15 protein-coding genes are annotated in these 17,313 nt (G+C 70.8%); 9 read left to right on the top strand and 6 right to left on the bottom strand.

Annotation, left to right across the window (positions count from 1 at the left end; translation table 11 throughout):
- Nucleotides 1–3 precede the first annotated feature (3 nt).
- Both NOO62_RS01440 and NOO62_RS01435 read right to left on the bottom strand, forming a co-directional pair.
- Nucleotides 4–648: an SMI1/KNR4 family protein gene (locus tag NOO62_RS01440; RefSeq protein ID WP_268769048.1), complete on the bottom strand. Its 645-nt coding sequence runs from the start codon at nucleotides 646–648 to the stop codon at nucleotides 4–6.
- Between the two features lie 424 nt (nucleotides 649–1,072).
- On the bottom strand, nucleotides 1,073–1,651 hold the full coding sequence (locus NOO62_RS01435; RefSeq protein ID WP_268769047.1) for a Dps family protein: 579 nt from the start codon (nucleotides 1,649–1,651) through the stop codon (nucleotides 1,073–1,075).
- 270 nt (nucleotides 1,652–1,921) lie between these two features.
- On the opposite strand from NOO62_RS01435, the gene NOO62_RS01430 reads away from it, so the two are divergent.
- Nucleotides 1,922–3,316 carry an NAD(P)/FAD-dependent oxidoreductase gene (locus tag NOO62_RS01430; RefSeq protein ID WP_321170545.1) on the top strand — a complete coding sequence of 465 codons (1,395 nt, stop codon included), beginning with the start codon at nucleotides 1,922–1,924 and terminating at the stop codon, nucleotides 3,314–3,316.
- Between the two features lie 131 nt (nucleotides 3,317–3,447).
- Complete coding sequence (locus NOO62_RS01425; RefSeq protein WP_268769046.1) at nucleotides 3,448–4,575, top strand: low temperature requirement protein A; 1,128 nt, start codon at nucleotides 3,448–3,450, stop codon at nucleotides 4,573–4,575.
- A gap of 92 nt (nucleotides 4,576–4,667) precedes the next feature.
- Here the strand turns inward: NOO62_RS01425 and NOO62_RS01420 are convergent, their stop codons facing one another.
- Complete coding sequence (locus NOO62_RS01420) at nucleotides 4,668–5,393, bottom strand: alpha/beta fold hydrolase (protein ID WP_268769045.1); 726 nt, start codon at nucleotides 5,391–5,393, stop codon at nucleotides 4,668–4,670.
- 79 nt (nucleotides 5,394–5,472) lie between these two features.
- On the bottom strand, nucleotides 5,473–6,435 hold the full coding sequence (locus tag NOO62_RS01415; protein WP_268769044.1) for an alpha/beta hydrolase: 963 nt from the start codon (nucleotides 6,433–6,435) through the stop codon (nucleotides 5,473–5,475).
- Nucleotides 6,436–6,686: 251 nt separating this feature from the next.
- Here NOO62_RS01415 and NOO62_RS01410 point away from each other — a divergent pair, with 251 nt between their 5' ends.
- The 4 genes from NOO62_RS01410 (at nucleotide 6,687) to NOO62_RS01395 (ending at nucleotide 10,763) form a co-directional block, all read left to right on the top strand.
- The gene (locus NOO62_RS01410; RefSeq protein WP_268769043.1) at nucleotides 6,687–8,630 is read left to right on the top strand and encodes an amidohydrolase; all 1,944 of its coding nucleotides are present in this window, start codon (nucleotides 6,687–6,689) and stop codon (nucleotides 8,628–8,630) included.
- A gap of 173 nt (nucleotides 8,631–8,803) precedes the next feature.
- Complete coding sequence (locus NOO62_RS01405) at nucleotides 8,804–9,466, top strand: hydrolase (RefSeq protein ID WP_268775420.1); 663 nt, start codon at nucleotides 8,804–8,806, stop codon at nucleotides 9,464–9,466.
- Nucleotides 9,467–9,514: 48 nt separating this feature from the next.
- Nucleotides 9,515–10,036 (top strand): DoxX family protein, encoded by a 522-nt coding sequence (locus NOO62_RS01400; RefSeq protein WP_268769042.1) that lies wholly within the window; start codon nucleotides 9,515–9,517, stop codon nucleotides 10,034–10,036.
- Nucleotides 10,017–10,763 (top strand): YoaK family protein, encoded by a 747-nt coding sequence (locus tag NOO62_RS01395; RefSeq protein WP_268769041.1) that lies wholly within the window; start codon nucleotides 10,017–10,019, stop codon nucleotides 10,761–10,763. The genes NOO62_RS01400 and NOO62_RS01395 overlap by 20 nt, the downstream gene beginning before the upstream one ends.
- A 24-nt stretch (nucleotides 10,764–10,787) precedes the next feature.
- Here NOO62_RS01395 and NOO62_RS01390 read toward each other — a convergent pair whose 3' ends face one another.
- A complete protein-coding gene (locus NOO62_RS01390) occupies nucleotides 10,788–11,297 on the bottom strand; it encodes a carboxymuconolactone decarboxylase family protein (RefSeq protein ID WP_268769040.1) in 510 nt (169 codons plus the stop codon).
- Nucleotides 11,298–11,420: 123 nt separating this feature from the next.
- Here NOO62_RS01390 and NOO62_RS01385 point away from each other — a divergent pair, with 123 nt between their 5' ends.
- From NOO62_RS01385 to NOO62_RS01375, 3 genes are all read left to right on the top strand, one after another.
- Entirely contained in the window at nucleotides 11,421–12,329 is a 909-nt protein-coding gene (locus NOO62_RS01385; RefSeq protein ID WP_268769039.1) for a pirin family protein, read from the top strand.
- 933 nt (nucleotides 12,330–13,262) lie between these two features.
- A complete protein-coding gene (locus NOO62_RS01380) occupies nucleotides 13,263–14,099 on the top strand; it encodes an acyl carrier protein (protein WP_268769038.1) in 837 nt (278 codons plus the stop codon).
- Nucleotides 14,100–14,750: 651 nt separating this feature from the next.
- A complete protein-coding gene (locus tag NOO62_RS01375) occupies nucleotides 14,751–16,496 on the top strand; it encodes an FAD-binding oxidoreductase (RefSeq protein ID WP_268769037.1) in 1,746 nt (581 codons plus the stop codon).
- Between the two features lie 89 nt (nucleotides 16,497–16,585).
- Here NOO62_RS01375 and NOO62_RS01370 read toward each other — a convergent pair whose 3' ends face one another.
- On the bottom strand, nucleotides 16,586–17,146 hold the full coding sequence (locus NOO62_RS01370) for a hypothetical protein (protein WP_268769036.1): 561 nt from the start codon (nucleotides 17,144–17,146) through the stop codon (nucleotides 16,586–16,588).
- Nucleotides 17,147–17,313: the final 167 nt, after the last annotated feature.

Raw genomic sequence — 17,313 nt, 5'->3', positions numbered from 1 at the left:
ACCTCATCCTGCCAACGGCTTCCACGCTGCCCGCTCGGCCGCATCCTGCGGCACCCCCCAAACCAGGAACCCGTTCATCAGGCCGACCCGCGCCTCCGCTGCGAGCAACGGGACTTCGAGGACGTCAGCCATCTCCTCCATGAAGTCCGTCAGCGACTCGAACTGGACACTGCGCTCCGCGTACTCACACCAGTACCAGATCCTGCCGGTCTCAGCGTCCACAGACAGACCGGACAGAGCATCCGCACCGATCGCAGCAAAGGGGATCCAGGAGGGACGCCACACCGTGATCTCTTCTGTGCTACCCGTCCGCCGCTGCGCCTCTTCGTCGCCCTGCCGCAGCTGCATCTTCAGCTGATACGTGCGGCGCACGACCTCGAACGGCATCAGCACACTCTCTCCCGGCATGAATCCAGGCGTCGGATCCGGTCCCACACCCGCCCGTCGACTCCACAACGCCCTCAGCCCGACGGGCAGACGCACGCCCAAAGAATCCTGCAGTGCCTCGATCTCCGCCTTGGAAGCCCCAGGCAGCAGGTTCGCCCATGTCGCCGGAGCGTTCCGTTCGAGCCAGGGCTCTATACGCTGCCAGGCGTCGTCTATCTGCCGCCACTCAATGCTCTGCTCGCGTGCCGTACGGCTATCCATGGCCAGCACGCTACCCGCGCGCTGTTCACGTGCTCAGCGCGGGACGCAGGATCAGCCTCGGGCATCTCTGCCGGGCCGGGCAGCAGCCGAGTCGCCGTAAGAGGAGCTACCACTGGAACGGCATCGACGCGCTGCGCAGCACTTTGAACGACCTCGCCGCCCGCCCCGCCCTCGCCCGCGGCGCCCCGGAGGCGCTCGCCGGCCTCATCGAAGCCGCCGTCGATGTCCACGGCCGGGAACTGGACGGGAGGGTCGGTCTGCTCGGGACGGACTCGACGGGGCTGCTCGGCCATGAGGCGCGCCACGCGTTGAGTCGGGCTGCGCCTATCGCTCATGCCCGCCGCCTCCTCGGTAGTGGTCGCGGGCCGCCCAGGGCCGCCCCCTGCTCGACACAGAGAAGGCGGCCCCCGCCCGACCGGACGGGTCAGGCGCGGACCAGTGGGGTGTCGACCAAGTGCTCGGCCAGGAACCACGTCTGGAGTTCGCCGGTCCTGATCACCTGTGAGACCAGCAGGTCGTTCGTGCCGTCGTCGCCCAGTTCCGCGGTTCGGGCCGCGGCATCGTGCGCCTCGACGAGGATCGTCTCGTGGGCCTCCAGGAGCCGCGACAGCATCGCCGGGACCTCCTCGACACCGTCAGGCGGGCGCGGGATCGACGTGAGTTCAGCGACGTGCCGAGGGTCGCCCACCGCGACGCCGCCCAGGGTCTGGACGCGTTCGGCGAGGGTGTCGACGAGGGCGAGCTGGTCACCGGCGTGCTTGTCCAGAACCAGGTGGAGCTGGTAAAAGGTCGCGCCGCGCATCAGCCAGTGGTGCTTCTTGTAGAGGCCGTACAGGATCTGAGTGTCCGCGAGGACCCGGTTCACGCGCTGGCAGGCGTACATCCTCGCCTCGTACGACAGGCCGATCGGGAACTGCTTCACCGTGCCGTACTCCTGGATCACCTCGCCCTTCTGGTGCAGCCACGGCTGACTGCCCTTCACGGGCTGGGACTTGCTGGTCATCGCTGCCTCCTGGGGCGCTGAGCTGTGCGTACCGCAGGACGTTAAGCGCCTTGGCCGTGCCCTTCTTGTCCGGCAGCGCACGCGGTGCTGCCGGTCCGTGCACGGCGCCCACCCCCTCCTGCCACCCCGCTTCCGCCCCGCTTCCGTCCCGTTCGCTCTCGTGCCAGTACCCGTGCACTGACCGGCGGGACGGCGCGGCAGGCCGACCTAGCCTCGGCCGGGCCGCCCCGACCGCGGGGCGCGGCTGCACAACCGAGAAGGAGTGGATGGGTGGACAGGGTGAGTGTGGACGGGATGAATGTGGACGGACACGCGGACGTCGTGGTCGTCGGGCTGGGGCCCGGTGGCGAGTACGTCGCGGGCACCCTCGCCGAGGCAGGGCTGGACGTCGTAGGGGTCGAGGCGGAGCTCGTCGGCGGCGAGTGCCCGTACTGGGGATGCGTGCCCAGCAAGATGATGATCCGGGCCGGGGACCTGCTCGCCGAGGCGGACCGGGTGACCGCCCTGGCCGGCGCCGCGGTCGTGACCCCGGACTGGGGGAGAGTCGCCGGGCGCATCCGCGACGAGGCCACCGACGGCTGGAACGACCGCGTGGCCGCCGACCGGCTCACGTCGAAGGGCGCCCGTCTCGTACGAGGAAGGGGCCGGCTCGCCGGACCGCGTCGCGTCACCGTCGGCGACCGCACGATCGAGGCCCGGCGCGGAGTGGTCCTCGCCACCGGCACCCGCCCCAGGATCCCGGCGGTCCCCGGGCTGCGGGACGCCCCCTACTGGACGAACCGCGACGCGATGGCGGCCAAGGAGTTGCCCGAGTCGATGATCGTGCTCGGCGGCGGCGCCATCGGTGTCGAACTCGCCCAGGTCTTCGCCCGGTTCGGCTGCGCGGTCACCGTGATCGAAGGACAGGACCGGCTCCTGTCGCAGGAGGAACCGGAGGCCGGGGAGCTCGCGGCCGCGACGCTGGAGGCCGACGGCGTCACCGTGCTCGCCGGCGCCCGCGCGCTCGACGTCGGTCACGACGGCACCCAGTTCAGTGTGTGGACGAACGTCGGCGGGGAAACGCCGTTGCGTGCCGAGCGGCTCCTCGTGGCCGCAGGTCGTGAGGCGGACCTCGGCACGCTCGGCGTCGACACGGTCGGACTCGACCCGGCCGCGCGAGCCGTGGCCACGGACGGGCAGATGCGGGCGGCGGAGGGACTGTGGGCGGTCGGCGACCTCACCGGCCGCGGCGCCTTCACCCATGTGTCCATGTACCAGGCGCAGATAGCCGTACGGGACATCCTCGGCGAGCCAGGACCCGACGCCGACTACCGGGCCCTGCCCCGGGTCACCTTCAGCGATCCGGAGATCGGCGCCGTCGGCCTGACGGAGCGACAGGCACGCGAGCGGGGGTTGCGGGTGCGCACCAGCGTGCTCCCCCTCGATTCCTCTACACGGGGCTGGATCCACGGGCCGGGCAACGCGGGCTTCGTGAAGCTCGTCGAGGACGCCGACCGGGGCGTACTCGTCGGCGCCACCTCCGCGGGCCCGGCCGGCGGCGAGATGCTCTACGGACTCAACGTCGCCGTCCACGCCGAAGTGCCCGTGCACCGGCTCCGGCACATGATCTACACGTACCCCACCTTCCACCGTACGGTCGAAGCCGCGCTCGGAGCGCTCCGCTGAGCCCCCGGGACGCCACCACCGGGCCCCCGGCGGCCCGGTGGCGGCACACCGTCCCGGGGCACGATCCCGGGAAACGGTCCACGCGGCTCACCACGCCCGGGCGCCTCCCCGGACACGGACAACGGCACACCATGTCCGGGCGCGACCCCGGAGAACGGCACCGGGCCGCCACCTCGCTGGAACTCCTCTTCGACCTGTGCTTCGTCATCGCCGTGGCGCAGGCCTCGGAGAGCCTGCACGAGGCACTGGCCGAGGGCGCGACAGCCACCGGAGTCCTGCGCTTCGCGCTGGTCTTCTTCACCGTGTGGTGGGCGTGGATGAACTTCACCTGGTTCGCGTCCGCCTACGACCCGGACGACATCCCGTACCGGCTCACCGTCCTGGTCCAGATCACGGGGTCGCTCATCCTCGCCGCCGGGGTGCCGCACGCGTTCGCGGAGGGGGACCTGCGGACCATCACCCTCGGCTACGTCGTGCTGCGCACCGCGCTGGCCGCCCTGTGGCTGCGGGCGGCCCGCTCGGACCCGGCACGCCGGACCACGGCGCTGCGCTTCGCCGCCGGAGTGACGCTGTGTCAGCTCGGCTGGGTGGGCCTGCTCGCCCTGCCGGAGGCGGCGCGCCTGCCGGGCGTCGCCGTGCTGATCCTCGCCGAGGTCGCCGTACCGGTGTGGGCCCAGTCCGCCGGGATGACCCCGTGGCACCCGCGTCACATCGCCGAGCGCTACGAACTCTTCACCCTCATCGTCCTCGGCGAGTCCGTGGCGGCCGCCACCGTCGCGGTGCGCGGCGCCTTCGACCGGCACCAGAACACCGGCTCGCTCTGCGCGACAGCGGCGGGCGGCCTCCTGACGGCCTTCGCACTGTGGTGGCTGTACTTCTCCCGACCCGCGCACACGCTGCTCGCCACCACGCACCGGGCGCACCGCAGGCGCTTCGTCTGGGCCTACGGCCACTACCTGATCTTCGCCTCGGCGGCTGCCGAAGGAGCGGGCCTCGCCGCGTACGCCGATCACCTCACCGGACACGCGCACACCTCGCCGCTCGCCGCGGGGGCCGCGGTCACCGTCCCGGCGGCCGTCTTCCTGATCACCGTATGGGCCGTGCATCTGCGGCCGCACCTCACGACGGCGGCCGAGCGCGCTCCGTATCCGGTGGCCGCTTTCGGCCTCCTGGCGGCGACCTTCACGCCGTGGCCCGCACTCGCCGCCGGTGCGGTCCTGGTGGTGCTCGTTGTGGTGGTCACGGCACCGCGGAGGTGACGAGGCCACGGCCGCGCGTATACGAGAACTCCCCGACGACGTCCGCGAAGACGCCGTCGGGGAGTTCTCGTCGGGGGAGAGGGGGGCGATCGTCAGGCGGCGGTGCCGCGCACCGCGTCACGGATCAGGTCGGCGACCTCCTTGGGACGCGAGACGGCGACGGCGTGCGAGGCGCCCTCGACCTCGACCGTCGTCGCGCCGGCCCGCCGGGCACCGAACCGCTGGACATCCGGATTGATCGCCTGGTCCGCGTCGGCGACGAGCGCCCACGACGGCTTGGTCCGCCATGCGGCGACCGCCGCCTGCTCGGTGAACGCGGCGGCCGCCAGGGGGCGTTGCGCGACCGCGAGCACCTTGGTGGCGGCGGCCGGGACGTCGGCGGCGAAGATCTTCGGGAACGCCTGCGTCTCTATCGTGAACTCGACGGCGGGGTCCGCGCCTTCGGCGGGGTACGTCGACTGCACCAGGTTGTCGCCGAGCGGCGAGAGCGGGTAGCGGTCCTGCAACTCGGAGAGGCTCTCGCCCTCTTCGGTGACGTAGGCCGCGACGTAGACCAGTCCGGTCACGTTCTCGGCGGCTCCGGCAACGGAGATGACCGCGCCGCCGTAGGAGTGGCCGACCAGGACGACAGGGCCGTCGATCTGGGCAGCCACGGACGCGATGTACGCGGCGTCGGAGGCCAGGCCGCGCAGTTGGTTGGGCGGGGCGATCACCGGGATGCCGTCGTTCTGGAGCTCTGTGATGACGCCGGTCCAGCTGGCGGCGTCGGCGAAGGCGCCGTGCACGAGCAGGACGGTCGGGGTGGGGGAGGTGCTCATGGTGGGGTGGGTCTCCTCGTGGAAAGGCACGTGTCGTGTGCCGGGGTGCGGGTGAAGGGCGTGCGTCGCGCGGGGCCGGTCAGGCGCGGTGCAGCGCGGCGTGCAGCGTGCCGGTGGCCAGGGTGATGGCCGCCTCGGCGGCGTGCGTCTCGCGCAGGGCGTCGAGCATGACGAAGTCGTGGATGATGCCCTGGAAGCGGACGGCGGTCACCGGGACGCCCGCCTCGCGCAGCTTGTTTGCGTACGCCTCGCCCTCGTCGCGCAGCACGTCGGCCTCACCGGTGATGACCAGGGCGGGCGGCAGTCCGGTGAGCTGCTCGGTGGAGGCCCGCAGCGGGGACGCGGTGATCTGCGCGCGCTCGGACTCGTCCGTCGTGTACTGGTCCCAGAACCACTGCATGCCGTCGCGGCGCAGGAAGTAGCCCGTGGCGAACTGGCGGTACGAGCCGGTGTCGAAGCGGGCGTCGGTGACCGGGTAGAACAGCACCTGCTGGACCAGCGGCACGTCCCCGCGCTGCTTCGCCATCAGCGTCAGCGCGGCCGTCATGTTGCCGCCGACGGAGTCGCCGGCCACGGCGAGACGGGTCCCGTCGAGGTCCTTGGACGCGCCCTCCCGGACGATCCACCGGGCGACCGTGTAGTTCTGCTCGATGGCCACCGGGTAGCGGGCCTCGGGGGAGAGGTCGTACTCGGGGAAGACCACCGCGGCCCGGGCGCCCACGGCGAGTTCACGGACCAGCCGGTCGTGGGTGTGGGCGTTGCCGAAGACCCAGCCGGCACCGTGGATGTACAGGATCACCGGCAGCTTCCCCCGGACGCCTGCCGGACGGACGACACGGGTCCGGACACCGCCGGTCGGGCCGCCGGGGACGGTGATCCACTCCTCGTCGATCTCCGGCTTCGCGATGTCACCGGACTGCACCTCGTCGACCGCCTTGCGCCCTTCGGCAGGGGGGAGTTCGAAGAGGAACGGCGGCTGGCCGGTCGCTTCGGCGAACGCGGCGGCCGCCGGTTCCAGGACCGGCTCGACGGCGTCGGACATGTGGTTCTCCTGAGTGTCATATGAGGGTGTGGGCAAGGGGCCGGTTGTTCCGGCGAGCTCACGCTACGAGCCGCTCGGCCGCCCCGATTGACCGTCAGCGCACCGGCATTGACCCCACAGCGCACGACGGAAATCGCAGTGCACTGTCGGACCGCGGGCAGTGCACTGAGGTAAAGCCCGACGGAATTCCCCGGCATAGCGTGGCGGCGAAGCGATCAGGCGGTGCCCACGTATCAGGAGGTTGTCGAAAGGTGTCTACGATGCCGGTCGGTGGGCCGATTCCCAGCGCCACGGAAAGCGCAACGGGGAACGGTACGGAAAAGGCCACGGAAAGCGTCGCGGACCTCGTCGTCCGCAATGCGAAGATCCACACCGGAGACCCGGGACACCCCCGGGCCGGGGCGCTTGCCGTCCGGGGCGGCGTGCTCGTGGCCGTAGGGGACGACAAGGACGTGGCCCCCCTGATCGGACCGGGGACGAAGGTCGTCGACGCCCTCGGTCGCCGCATGGTCCCCGGCCTCAACGACTCCCACCTGCACGTGATCAGGGGCGGTCTGAACTACGTCCTCGAGCTGCGCTGGGACGGCGTGCAGACCCTGCGCCAGGGCCTGGCGATGCTGCGCGAGCAGGCGGCGCGCACCCCGAAGGGCCAGTGGGTCCGGGTGGTCGGGGGCTGGTCGGCCGAACAGTTCGCGGAGCGGCGCCTGCCCACCGTCGCCGAGCTCAACGCGGCGGCGCCGGACACTCCCGTGTTCGTCCTGCACCTGTACCAGTCGGCGGTGCTGAACCGCGCCGCGCTCAAGACCGCGGGCTACACCCGCGACACCCCCGAGCCCCGGGGCGGCCAGATAGTCCGGGGCCGGGAGGGGGAGCCCACGGGCATGCTGCTCGCCGCCCCCAGCGCGCTGATCCTCTACTCGACGCTGGCCAAGGCGCCGGTTTTGGAGGGGGAGGACAAGAAGACGTCCACGCGTCATTTCCTGCGCGAACTGAACCGGTTCGGGCTCACCTCCGCGATCGACGCGGCCGGAGGTTTCCAGAACTTCCCCGAGAACTACAGCACCGTCGTCGAACTCGCCGCAGCGGGCCAGTTGTCGCTGCGCATCGCCTATCACCTCTTTCCGCAGACCGCCGGACAGGAAATAGCCGACCTCGAACGCTGGATCGAAATGGCCCGCCCCGAGGACGGGGACGAATGGCTGCGTCTCAATGGCGCCGGTGAGAACCTCACCTGGGCGGCGGCGGATTTCGAGAACTTCGCACAGCCGCGCCCCGAGCTCTCCTCCGACTACGAGGGGGATTTCGAGACCGCGGTGCGTCTCCTCATGGAGAACGGCTGGGGGTTCAGGCTCCACGCCACCTACGACGAGACCATCCGCCGTGACCTCGCGGTCTTCGAGAAGCTCGCCGCGGACGGCCTGTTCCCCGCCGGAAACCGCTGGCTGTTCGACCATGCGGAGACCGTCTCCGCCGACAGTCTCGACCGTATCGCCGCCCTCGGCGGAGCCATGTCCGTACAGAACAGGCTGTCCTTCCAGGGAGAGGCGTTCGTACGCCGATACGGCCCCGGAGCCGCCGCGGACGCCCCGCCGGTCCGGGCCATGCTGGAGCGCGGCCTGAGGGTGGCCGCCGGCACCGACGCCACCCGCGTCTCCACGTACAACCCGTGGATCGCCCTGCACTGGCTGATCACCGGACGCACCGTCGGCGACCTGGTGGTCCGGCCCCCGCACAACCGGGTCGACCGGCACACGGCCCTCGCGATGTTCACCGAGGCGGGCGCCGCGCTCACCGGCGAGGAGGGCGTCAAGGGCGTCCTGCGACCGGGGTGCCTCGGTGACTTCGCCGTCCTGTCCGAGGACTACTTCGCCGTACCCGAACCGGACATCGCCCGCATCGAGTCCCTGCTGACGGTGGTCGGCGGACGGATCGTCTACGCCGCCGCCGAGTACGAGGGCCTCGACGAGGAGCTGCCGCCGGTCAGTCCGGAGTGGAGCCCGGTCGCGCGCTTCGGCGGCTATCAGGCCGCGCCCGGTGGCGTATCGGGCGCCCGGCAGGCCGAGTTGCTCGGCGAGGCCGTCGCCGAGTCCGAGCTGCACCGGCAGTGGCGGACGCGGCGGGACCCGGCTCCGGAGAGCGGGGGGCCGGTTCCGCGGGCCGGGGGACCGCTCCTGGACCCCTGCTTCGGCCTCTGACTCCGACCGGCCTCTGATTCCGACCGGCCTCCGCCGACACACCAGCCCCTCGGCTCCGGCCCCGGGACCTCGGTCCCGCCGACCCGAAACCACTCTCTCCACCTCTCACGCGACGCGGACGACGTCCGTCCGCGGTCCCGACCCACCCACCGAAAGGCACCCTCATGACCGACATGACTGACATCTCCCAGGTCACTCCCGCCCCGGGCCCCGACCTGCTGACCCCCGACAACTGCGCCGTCCTCTTCGTCGACCACCAGCCGCAGATGTTCTTCGCCACCGGCAGCGGCGACCGCACCGCGATCATCAACGCGACCGTGGGCCTCGCGAAGGCCGCCAGGGTCTTCGACGTCCCGGTCGTGCTGAGCACCGTGGCCGCCGAGTCGTTCTCGGGCCCGATGCTGCCGCAGCTCGCGGCGGTCTTCCCGGAGCAGGAGGCCATCGACCGCACGTCGATGAACGCCTGGGAGGACGCCGCCTTCGTCGAGGCCGTCCAGGCCACCGGCCGCAGGAAGCTCGTCGTCGCCGGTCTGTGGACCGAGGTCTGCGTCGTCCTGCCGACGCTCTCCGCCCTCGCCCAGGGCTACGAGGTGTACGTGGTCACGGACGCCTCCGGCGGCGTCAGCCCGCAGGCGCACGAGCACGCGGTCCAGCGCATGGTCCAGGCGGGGGCGGTGCCTGTGACCTGGGTGCAGGTCCTGCTGGAGCTTCAGCGCGACTGGGCACGGACGGAGACGTATGTTCCGGTCACCGAGGTGGTGAAGGAGCACGCCGGTGCCTACGGCCTCGGTGTGGTCTACGCCCAGGCGGTCATCGGCGCCCACGCGGCGGGCTGACCCGCACCTCCGAGCATTGACGACACGTCAGGAACAGGCAGGAGAACGATGGACACCGGACTGTTGGTCCTCCGCTGGGTGGTGGGTCTGCTCATCGCCGGACACGGAGTGCAGAAGGTGAGCTTCCGGCTGGGCGGCAACGGCCTTGCGGGCGGGACGGAGGAGTTCCGCCGCGACGGCTTTCGCGGCGGCAGGCTGACCGCGCTCATCGCCGGCGGCAGCCAGCTCGGGGCCGGCCTGTTCCTGGCGGCCGGGCTGCTCACCCCGCTGGCGGCGATGGCCGCCATGGGCGTGATGACCGTCGCGGGCACCGTGAAGCGGCGCAACGGGCTCTGGGTGCAGAACGACGGATATGAGTACCCCCTGGTCCTCGTCGGGGCCGCCGCGGTGCTGGTGCTGACCGGGCCCGGCCGCTGGTCGGCCGACCACGCCCTGGGACTGACCCCGTGGCCCGCCTGGGTGCAGGCCGCGGCCCTCGTGGCGGGACCGGCGAGCGGACTGCTCACGCGTGCGGTGCTGCACCGCCCGTACGCCGTCGGGAGGAGCGGCCATGCGCGCGCTGCTGGCTGACGCGGCCCGCACACTGGTGCCGCCGAAGGACGACCGGCACGGCCCGCTGCCGCCGCTCCTGCTGGCACTGACCGTGGTGACCGGCCTGGTGGACGCCGTGAGTTACCTGGCGCTCGGGCACGTCTTCGTCGCCAACATGACCGGCAACGTCGTCTTCCTGGGGTTCGCCCTGGCGGGCGCCGCGGGGCTGTCCGCGACGGCCTCCGTCGTCTCGATGGTCGCGTTCCTCGCGGGGGCGCTGGCGGGCGGACGGTTCGGCACTCGCTTCGCGGCGCACCGCGGACGGCTGCTGGCCATCGGCACGGCGGTGCAGGCGGTCCTGGTCGCCGCGGCCCTCGGCACGGCGGTCGTCGCGCACGGCCGGGTGACGACGCCGGTCCAGTACGCCCTGATCGTCCTGCTCGGCCTCGCCATGGGACTGCAGAACGCGGTCGCCCGGCGCCTCGGCGTCCCGGATCTGACCACGACCGTCCTCACCCTGACCCTCACGGGACTGGCCGCCGACTCCGGCCCCGCCGGGGGAGCGGCACCCCGGCCGGGAAGGCGGATCCTCTCCGTCCTGGCCATCTTCCTGGGAGCGTTCGTCGGAGCGTGGCTCCTGTCGAAGGCCGAACTCGCCCTAGTTTTGGGGCTGATGCTCGGGGTGCTGACGGTGACGGCGCTGGTCGCCCGGCGCCTGGCACCCTCCGGGGCGGCCTGGACGAGGCCGCCTGGCCCGCCAGGGTGACCGGGACCGCGACGGCCCCCGTGTTCACCGCGCGGGGGCCTCGCGCACGGGATGCTTGCTCAGGATCGAGACGCGGTTGAACGCGTTGATGGTGATCGCCACCCAGACCACCGCCGATATCTCGTCGTCGGTGAACTGTCGACGGGCGGCGTCGTAGGCGGTCTCTTGCGCGCAGGCATCGGCGGGATGGGTGGTCGCCTCCGCCAGGGCGAGTGCGGCGCGCTCGCGTTCCGTGAACAGCTCCGTGTCGCGCCAGGCGGCCAGGGTGCCGAGGCGCCGCGTGGTCTCTCCCGCGCGCAGGGCGGCCCTGGTGTGTACGTCGAGGCAGTAGGCGCAGCCGTTGAGCTGGGAGACGCGCAGGTTGACCAGTTCGACGAGGATGCGGTCGAGGCCCGCTTCGGCCGCGGTCCCGCGGACCGCCTCGGACGTCTCGACCAGCGCGCGGTACGCCTGGGGGCTCTGCTTGTCGACGTAGACGCGATGATCCGTGCCCGTGTGGACGCGACGACCCGTGCGCGCTGTCGTGTCACTCACCCTGGACTCCCTCGCGGGCCGCTCGGGGCCCTGGTTCGTGCCCGTACGCACCCGGCCGGGCGCAGGGCTTATCATCGGACACAATTGTTGAAAGTCAAAATATCTTGGTGGAAGGAGCCCGCGATGAGCGAGGCCGACATCCTGTCCGCGCGTGACGTCCCGCTGGGCGGCCCGCGGTCGATGACGGTGCGTCGCACCCTGCCGCAGCGGGCCCGGACCCTGATCGGCGCCTGGTGCTTCGTCGACCACTACGGCCCCGACGACGTCACCGACACCGGCGGCATGGACGTGGCGCCGCATCCGCACACCGGGCTGCAGACCGTGAGCTGGCTGTTCAGCGGGGAGATCGAGCACCGGGACAGCCTCGGCAGCCACGCCCTCGTCCGGCCGGGCGAGCTGAACCTCATGACGGGCGGGCACGGCATCAGCCACTCGGAGGTGTCCACAGCGCGCACCACCGTGCTCCACGGTGTGCAGCTGTGGGTGGCGCTCCCCGACGAACACCGGCACGCCGCCCGCGACTTCCAGCACCACGCCCCCGCCCCCGTCCGCCTGGACGGCGCCCGCGCCAGGGTCTTCCTCGGCACCCTGGCGGGCGAGACGTCACCGGTGCGGACCTTCACACCGCTGCTCGGCGCCGAACTCGTCCTCGACCCGCGCGCGACGGTCACGTTCGCCGTGGACACCTCGTTCGAGCACGGACTGCTCGTCGACCAGGGACGGGTCAGCATGGCCGACACCCTCCTGGACCAGGCGGAGCTGGGCTACCTCGGCCCCGGCCGCACCGCCCTGACGCTGACGAACGAGACCGACAGCGCGGCGCGCGTGATCCTGCTGGGCGGCCCGCCGTTCGAGGAGGAGATCGTCATGTGGTGGAACTTCATCGGGCGGTCGCACGAGGATATCGCGCAGGCCCGGGAAGACTGGATGACCGGTACCCGGTTCGGTGAGGTGAAGGGGTATGACGGTGATCCGCTCCCCGCCCCGGAACTGCCGTCAGTGCCGCTGAAACCGCGGGGTCGTGTGCGTTGACCTGGTGTTATGTGTCTGTCTGGTGCCGATGGTTGTCGAGGTGTAGGGGGGTGTTGATCTCTCGCGGTGGCCGTGTCGGAAGCACTCGGTCGAGCTGCGACGGGAGAGTTGCAGAGGCGGGCTGCAGCTCGCATGTGTCGGCACGTTCGACCAGGTCTGATCGGACGCTTGCTGACCCTTTGCTGACCTTACTGACGAGTAGTCATATCGGTTGCCTCTGTCGCGTGTGCTGGTGGGAGGTCCAGGACCGCCCGCGTCTCGAGCGGCAGTAGCGGCTTTGCTTCGCTTACCGACCGTCTGATGCTGACTAATCGAGGGCACTGACCCATGACCAACGACGGCGCCGCGGGATTTGTCCCTTTTATGCGCGACGAAATATGGTCTGCGGCCTTACGGGAGAAGGCTCACGTCTGGTCACACGCAGAGGGGGCGCAGTGCGCCTCTCAGAGTGCGGCGGAGCCGCGAAATGAATGCTGATTTGACCGGCTGATGCTATTCGCGTGGCAAGTGGTGTGGACTTGCGTCGATGCCGTGATTTTGGGGAATGGGGGCGTTGAGTAGTGCGGTGATCCACATGTTCGGAGTGCCGGCAGGTTCTTCGTCTGCTGGTGGTACACGCCTCGCATGGCCCCTGAACAGCGGAAACGGCCACTATGTGGCCAAGCTGTAGGCAGCTGGTCCGCGTATGGCCCGGATCTTGGTCGGCACGGAGTGGGTCCCTGACCGATGGCCCGTGGCGGCGGCGAGACGTACGGTTGCGTCGTCCCCCGCAGGAACTTTTTGGCTGGGCGCCCGGCCGGCCAGCTTCAGGCTGCGCCCCATCCGCGCTACTGGAAGGCTGCTCCGCTTCACCGTGGTCGAACGCAGCCGGTCTGTCGGCGAAGAGCCGGCCCGCCGCCGCTTGTCCACCGTGACGACCTCGACACCGTAGAGATGGTCGACGGTCAGGCCGTGCAGGCGGAGGAGGCACCGGCACGCGAGCCGCGCGCGAAGGCCGACGCCCGCCCGACGGTCCTGCCGCTGTCGGCCCGTACCGAGCAGCAACTCGCCCTCGTGGCAGCACGGTTGGCGGCACGTCTACACGAGGCCGACGCCCCCGCCCTCGCCGATGTCGCGCACACCCTGCGCACCGGCCGGGTCGGGATGCCCGTGCGTGCCTACGTGGTCGCCGCCGACGTGCAGGAGGCGTCGGACAAGCTCATGGCACTGGCCGAGGGTCACACGGATCCGGTGCGGGACCCGTCGGGGGAGGCGTGGCTGCGCGGCGAGGAGGTGACCTGGCCGGCGCTCGACGGCGAGGTGCGCCGGGTACGGCTCCCGTCGTACCCGTTCGCGGGCGAGAGCTACGGCGCGCTGACGCTGCACGGCCGTGCCGCCGCTCAAGCGTCGGCTGCTCGCGCGTCGGCCGCTCGAGCGCCGGTTGCTCAAGCGCCGGCCGAGAGCGCGGCGCCCGCACTGGGCAGCGAACTGGAGGACAGAGTCGCCGAGCTGGTGATCGAGGCGCTGGATCTCGACGGGCCCGCCGGTCTGGGGAAGACGTACCTCGACGCGGGCGGCGACTCGCTGACGTCCGTGCATCTGGCCGGACGGCTCCGTGACGAGCTGGACATCGACGTACCGATCGAGCTGTTCCTGGAACCGGTCACGCTCAAGGAAATGACGATCCGCATCGTGGGGTTCAAGGAAGGGGGCGAGGGCGCCGGGCGCCGTGCTCACCGTGTTTCGGCCGTGCGGCGGCCCACCTTCGCCTCGGTGCACGGCGAGGGGTGACCGAGGTCCACGCGAAGGACCTCACCCTCGACAAGTTCCTCGACGCACACCTCCTAGCCGACGCCCCCGCGCTGCCCCGCGCCGAGCGGGAGCCGCGAACTGTGCTGCTGAGCGGCGCGAACGGTACCTCGGCCGCTTCCTCGCCCTGGAATGGCTGCACACTCTGGCGCCGGCCGGCGGCCGGCTGATCGCCCTGGTGCGCGGCAGTGACGCCGCCGCGGCCCGGCAGCGGCTGGACGCGGCCTTCGACAGCGGCGACCCGGAGCTGGTGCGGACGTACGAGGAACTGGCCGCGGCCCATCTCGAGGTGGTGGCGGGGTGTTCTCCTTCCAGACCGGATGGGCTGCTTGACCGCCGGATAAGTTGGTCGACCCCGAGTCCCGGCGGGGCGTGGGTGCGGACTGGTCGCCGGCGCACGAGCCGGCCCGCGTCACACTCGCCGACAGGCGCCCCGCGAAGTCGGGTGAGCAGCCGTTCGGCCGCGCATAGTTGCACATGTTGCAATCAACCATGGCGTGACCGGCAGTTCGGACAGTTTTCTCAATGAAGCTATTGCGTCACCCCTGCCCCGCTCGGCTACTGTCGTGATCGATCATCGTTCGATGCATCTTCAACTTCCTTTGGTGCCAGACCTGTTGGTGGAGTGTGACCATGAGAAGGACAAACAAGACAACCGACTCGAGTGCGGCGAATCAGGGCGGAGCGTTAGGTCGAAGATCCCTTCTCGCGGGCGCCGCCGCAGTCGCCGGCGGAGCGGCCCTGACCACCGCCCCGTCCGCGGCCGCCCAGAGCTCCGCGCACCCCGGGGGAGTGGCCGCGACCACCGTCGCCACCGGGCCGCAGACCACCGTCGGCACGCCCGACTACATCACCGTCGCCCCGGGTGACGCCCGCTTCCCCGACCTGGTGCGCGGCATCAACCAGCGCTGGGTCGCCAAGCCCGACTACGTCCGCCTGGTCACCACCACCGCCCAGGCCGTGCGGGCCGTCCAGGACGCGGTGGCGGCCGGCAAGCGGCTGACGGTCCGCAGTGGTGGCCACTGCTACGAGGACTTCGTCTTCAACAAGGACGTCCAGGTCGTCATCGACATGTCCGGGATGACGCAGGTCTACTACGACAGCGCCAAGAACGCCTTCGCGGTCGAGGGCGGTGCCTCCAACCTCCAGATCTACGAGACGCTCTACAAGCTGTACGGCGTCACGCTCCCGGCGGGTTCCTGCGCCTCCGTCGGCGCGGGCGGCCACATATCCGGCGGCGGCTACGGCCTGCTCTCCCGCCTGCACGGCCTGACCGTCGACCATCTCTACGGTGTCGAGGTCGTCACGGTGGACAAGAACGGCACGGCCAAGGCCGTCGTCGCGACCCGCGACTCCACCGACGCCGCGCTCAAGGACCTCTGGTGGGCCCACACCGGCGGCGGTGGCGGCAACTTCGGCCTCATCACCCGCTACTGGCTGCGCACGCCCGGCGCCACCGGCAGCGACCCGTCCAAGCTGCTGCCGAAGCCTCCCTCCGAGGTCTTCGTGCACGCCACGGCCTTCCCCTGGAAGGACATGACCGAGGCGTCCTTCACCCGGCTCCTGCAGAACTGGGGCACCTGGCACGAGCAGAACAGCGCGCCGGACTCCAAGTACAACTCGCTGTTCGGCCTGCTGAAGCTGAACCAGCGCGCCAACCCCGAACGGTCGGAGATCGTCCTCCTCACGCAGATGGACGCCACCGTCCCCGACGCACAGGCCCTCCTGGACGACTACCTGGCCGCGGTCTCCGCGGGCGTGGGCGTCACCCGCCGGGCCATGACTCAGCGGTCCGGCGAACACGCGGCCATGCCGCAGTTCGCCAAGCCGCGCGCGCTGCCCTGGTACATCGCCACGGACTACCTCAGCGGCGGCAACCCCACGCTGTACGGCAAGTACAAGTCGGCGTACGCGCGCAAGGGCTTCTCCGTCACCCAGATCAAGGCGATGTACAAGCACCTGACGCGCTCCGACTACAGCAACGGCGACGCGCTGCTCCAGGTCGACTCGTACGGCGGTCGCATCAACAGCGTCAAACCCGGTGACACCGCGGTGCCGCAGCGCGACTCGGTGCTCAAGCTGCAGTACCAGACGTACTGGACCGACCCGGCCGACGAGGCCAGGCACCTGGCCTGGATCCGCGACTTCTACAAGGACGTGTACGCGGAGACCGGCGGCGTCCCGGTGCCGAACGTCATCAACGACGGCTGCTACGTGAACTACCCCGACAAGGACCTCGGCGACGCCGCCTGGAACACCTCGTCGACCGCCTGGAACAGCCTCTACTACAAGGGCAACTACGCCCGCCTGCAGAAGGCGAAGGCGGCCTGGGACCCGAAGGACATCTTCCGGCACGCCCAGTCGGTGCGCCTGCCGTAACCCTGTACACGCACCCGTGACCACCGCTCCTTGCCGGGAGCGGTGGTCACGGTCGGGCCGGCTGCTTCCGCAGGGCGACGGTGCCCACATCACGGGGCGGCACCACCTCCACCATCGTGCCCGAAGGAATCGACAGCGCACCGGGCCGGATCCCGGGGCCACGGGGGCGCGGCTCGCAAGGTGGCGAGCCAGTCCTGTAGTTCCCGGTGGCGGAACTGGTAGGCGGTGCCGGCAACTCGGAGCAGGCCGGCTTCGGTCGCCCAGTGCAGGAACCGGCGTAGACGCCAAGGCAGGGCCTGGCGGCCGCGGCGGGTACACACCAGAAGAGCGATGTAGCGTGTCCCCGTCCCACCGAGCCCGCACAGCAGCCCCATCGCGACGCCGGCCAGAACCCCGAATGCGGGCCGCACCATGGCCCCGTACAGGACACCGATCGGGAGCCCGAACAAGAGCGCGGCGATGAGTTCGGCACGGACGACGGTGTGCGGCGAGTCCATGATGTCGAGCGCATCCACGCTGTTCCCGGGCCGGACCACGAGCCACAGCAAGAGCCCGAACAGCAGGCAGAACGAGATCCCCATCACCGCGGGTTGGACCTTCACCAGGAGCAGGTAGCCGAGTCCCACCAAGGGCGCAAAGGCGAGCAGCAAGGCTGGCCATCTCATCCAGCCCGTCCAGTGCCGGAAGGATGAGCCCGGCATCCATCAACGCGGCGGCGGTCGTAGGGGAGATCCCTGCGTAGGTGTCGACCAGGTGCCGGCATATCCACGCTCGTACGGCGTGGGCTCCCGCGGCCGGATCTCGGTTCGCGGCTACG

The sequence above is a fragment of the Streptomyces sp. Je 1-369 genome (genome assembly GCF_026810505.1).
GTDB lineage: Bacteria > Actinomycetota > Actinomycetes > Streptomycetales > Streptomycetaceae > Streptomyces.
This window is presented reverse-complemented; position numbering and strand designations above follow the sequence as displayed.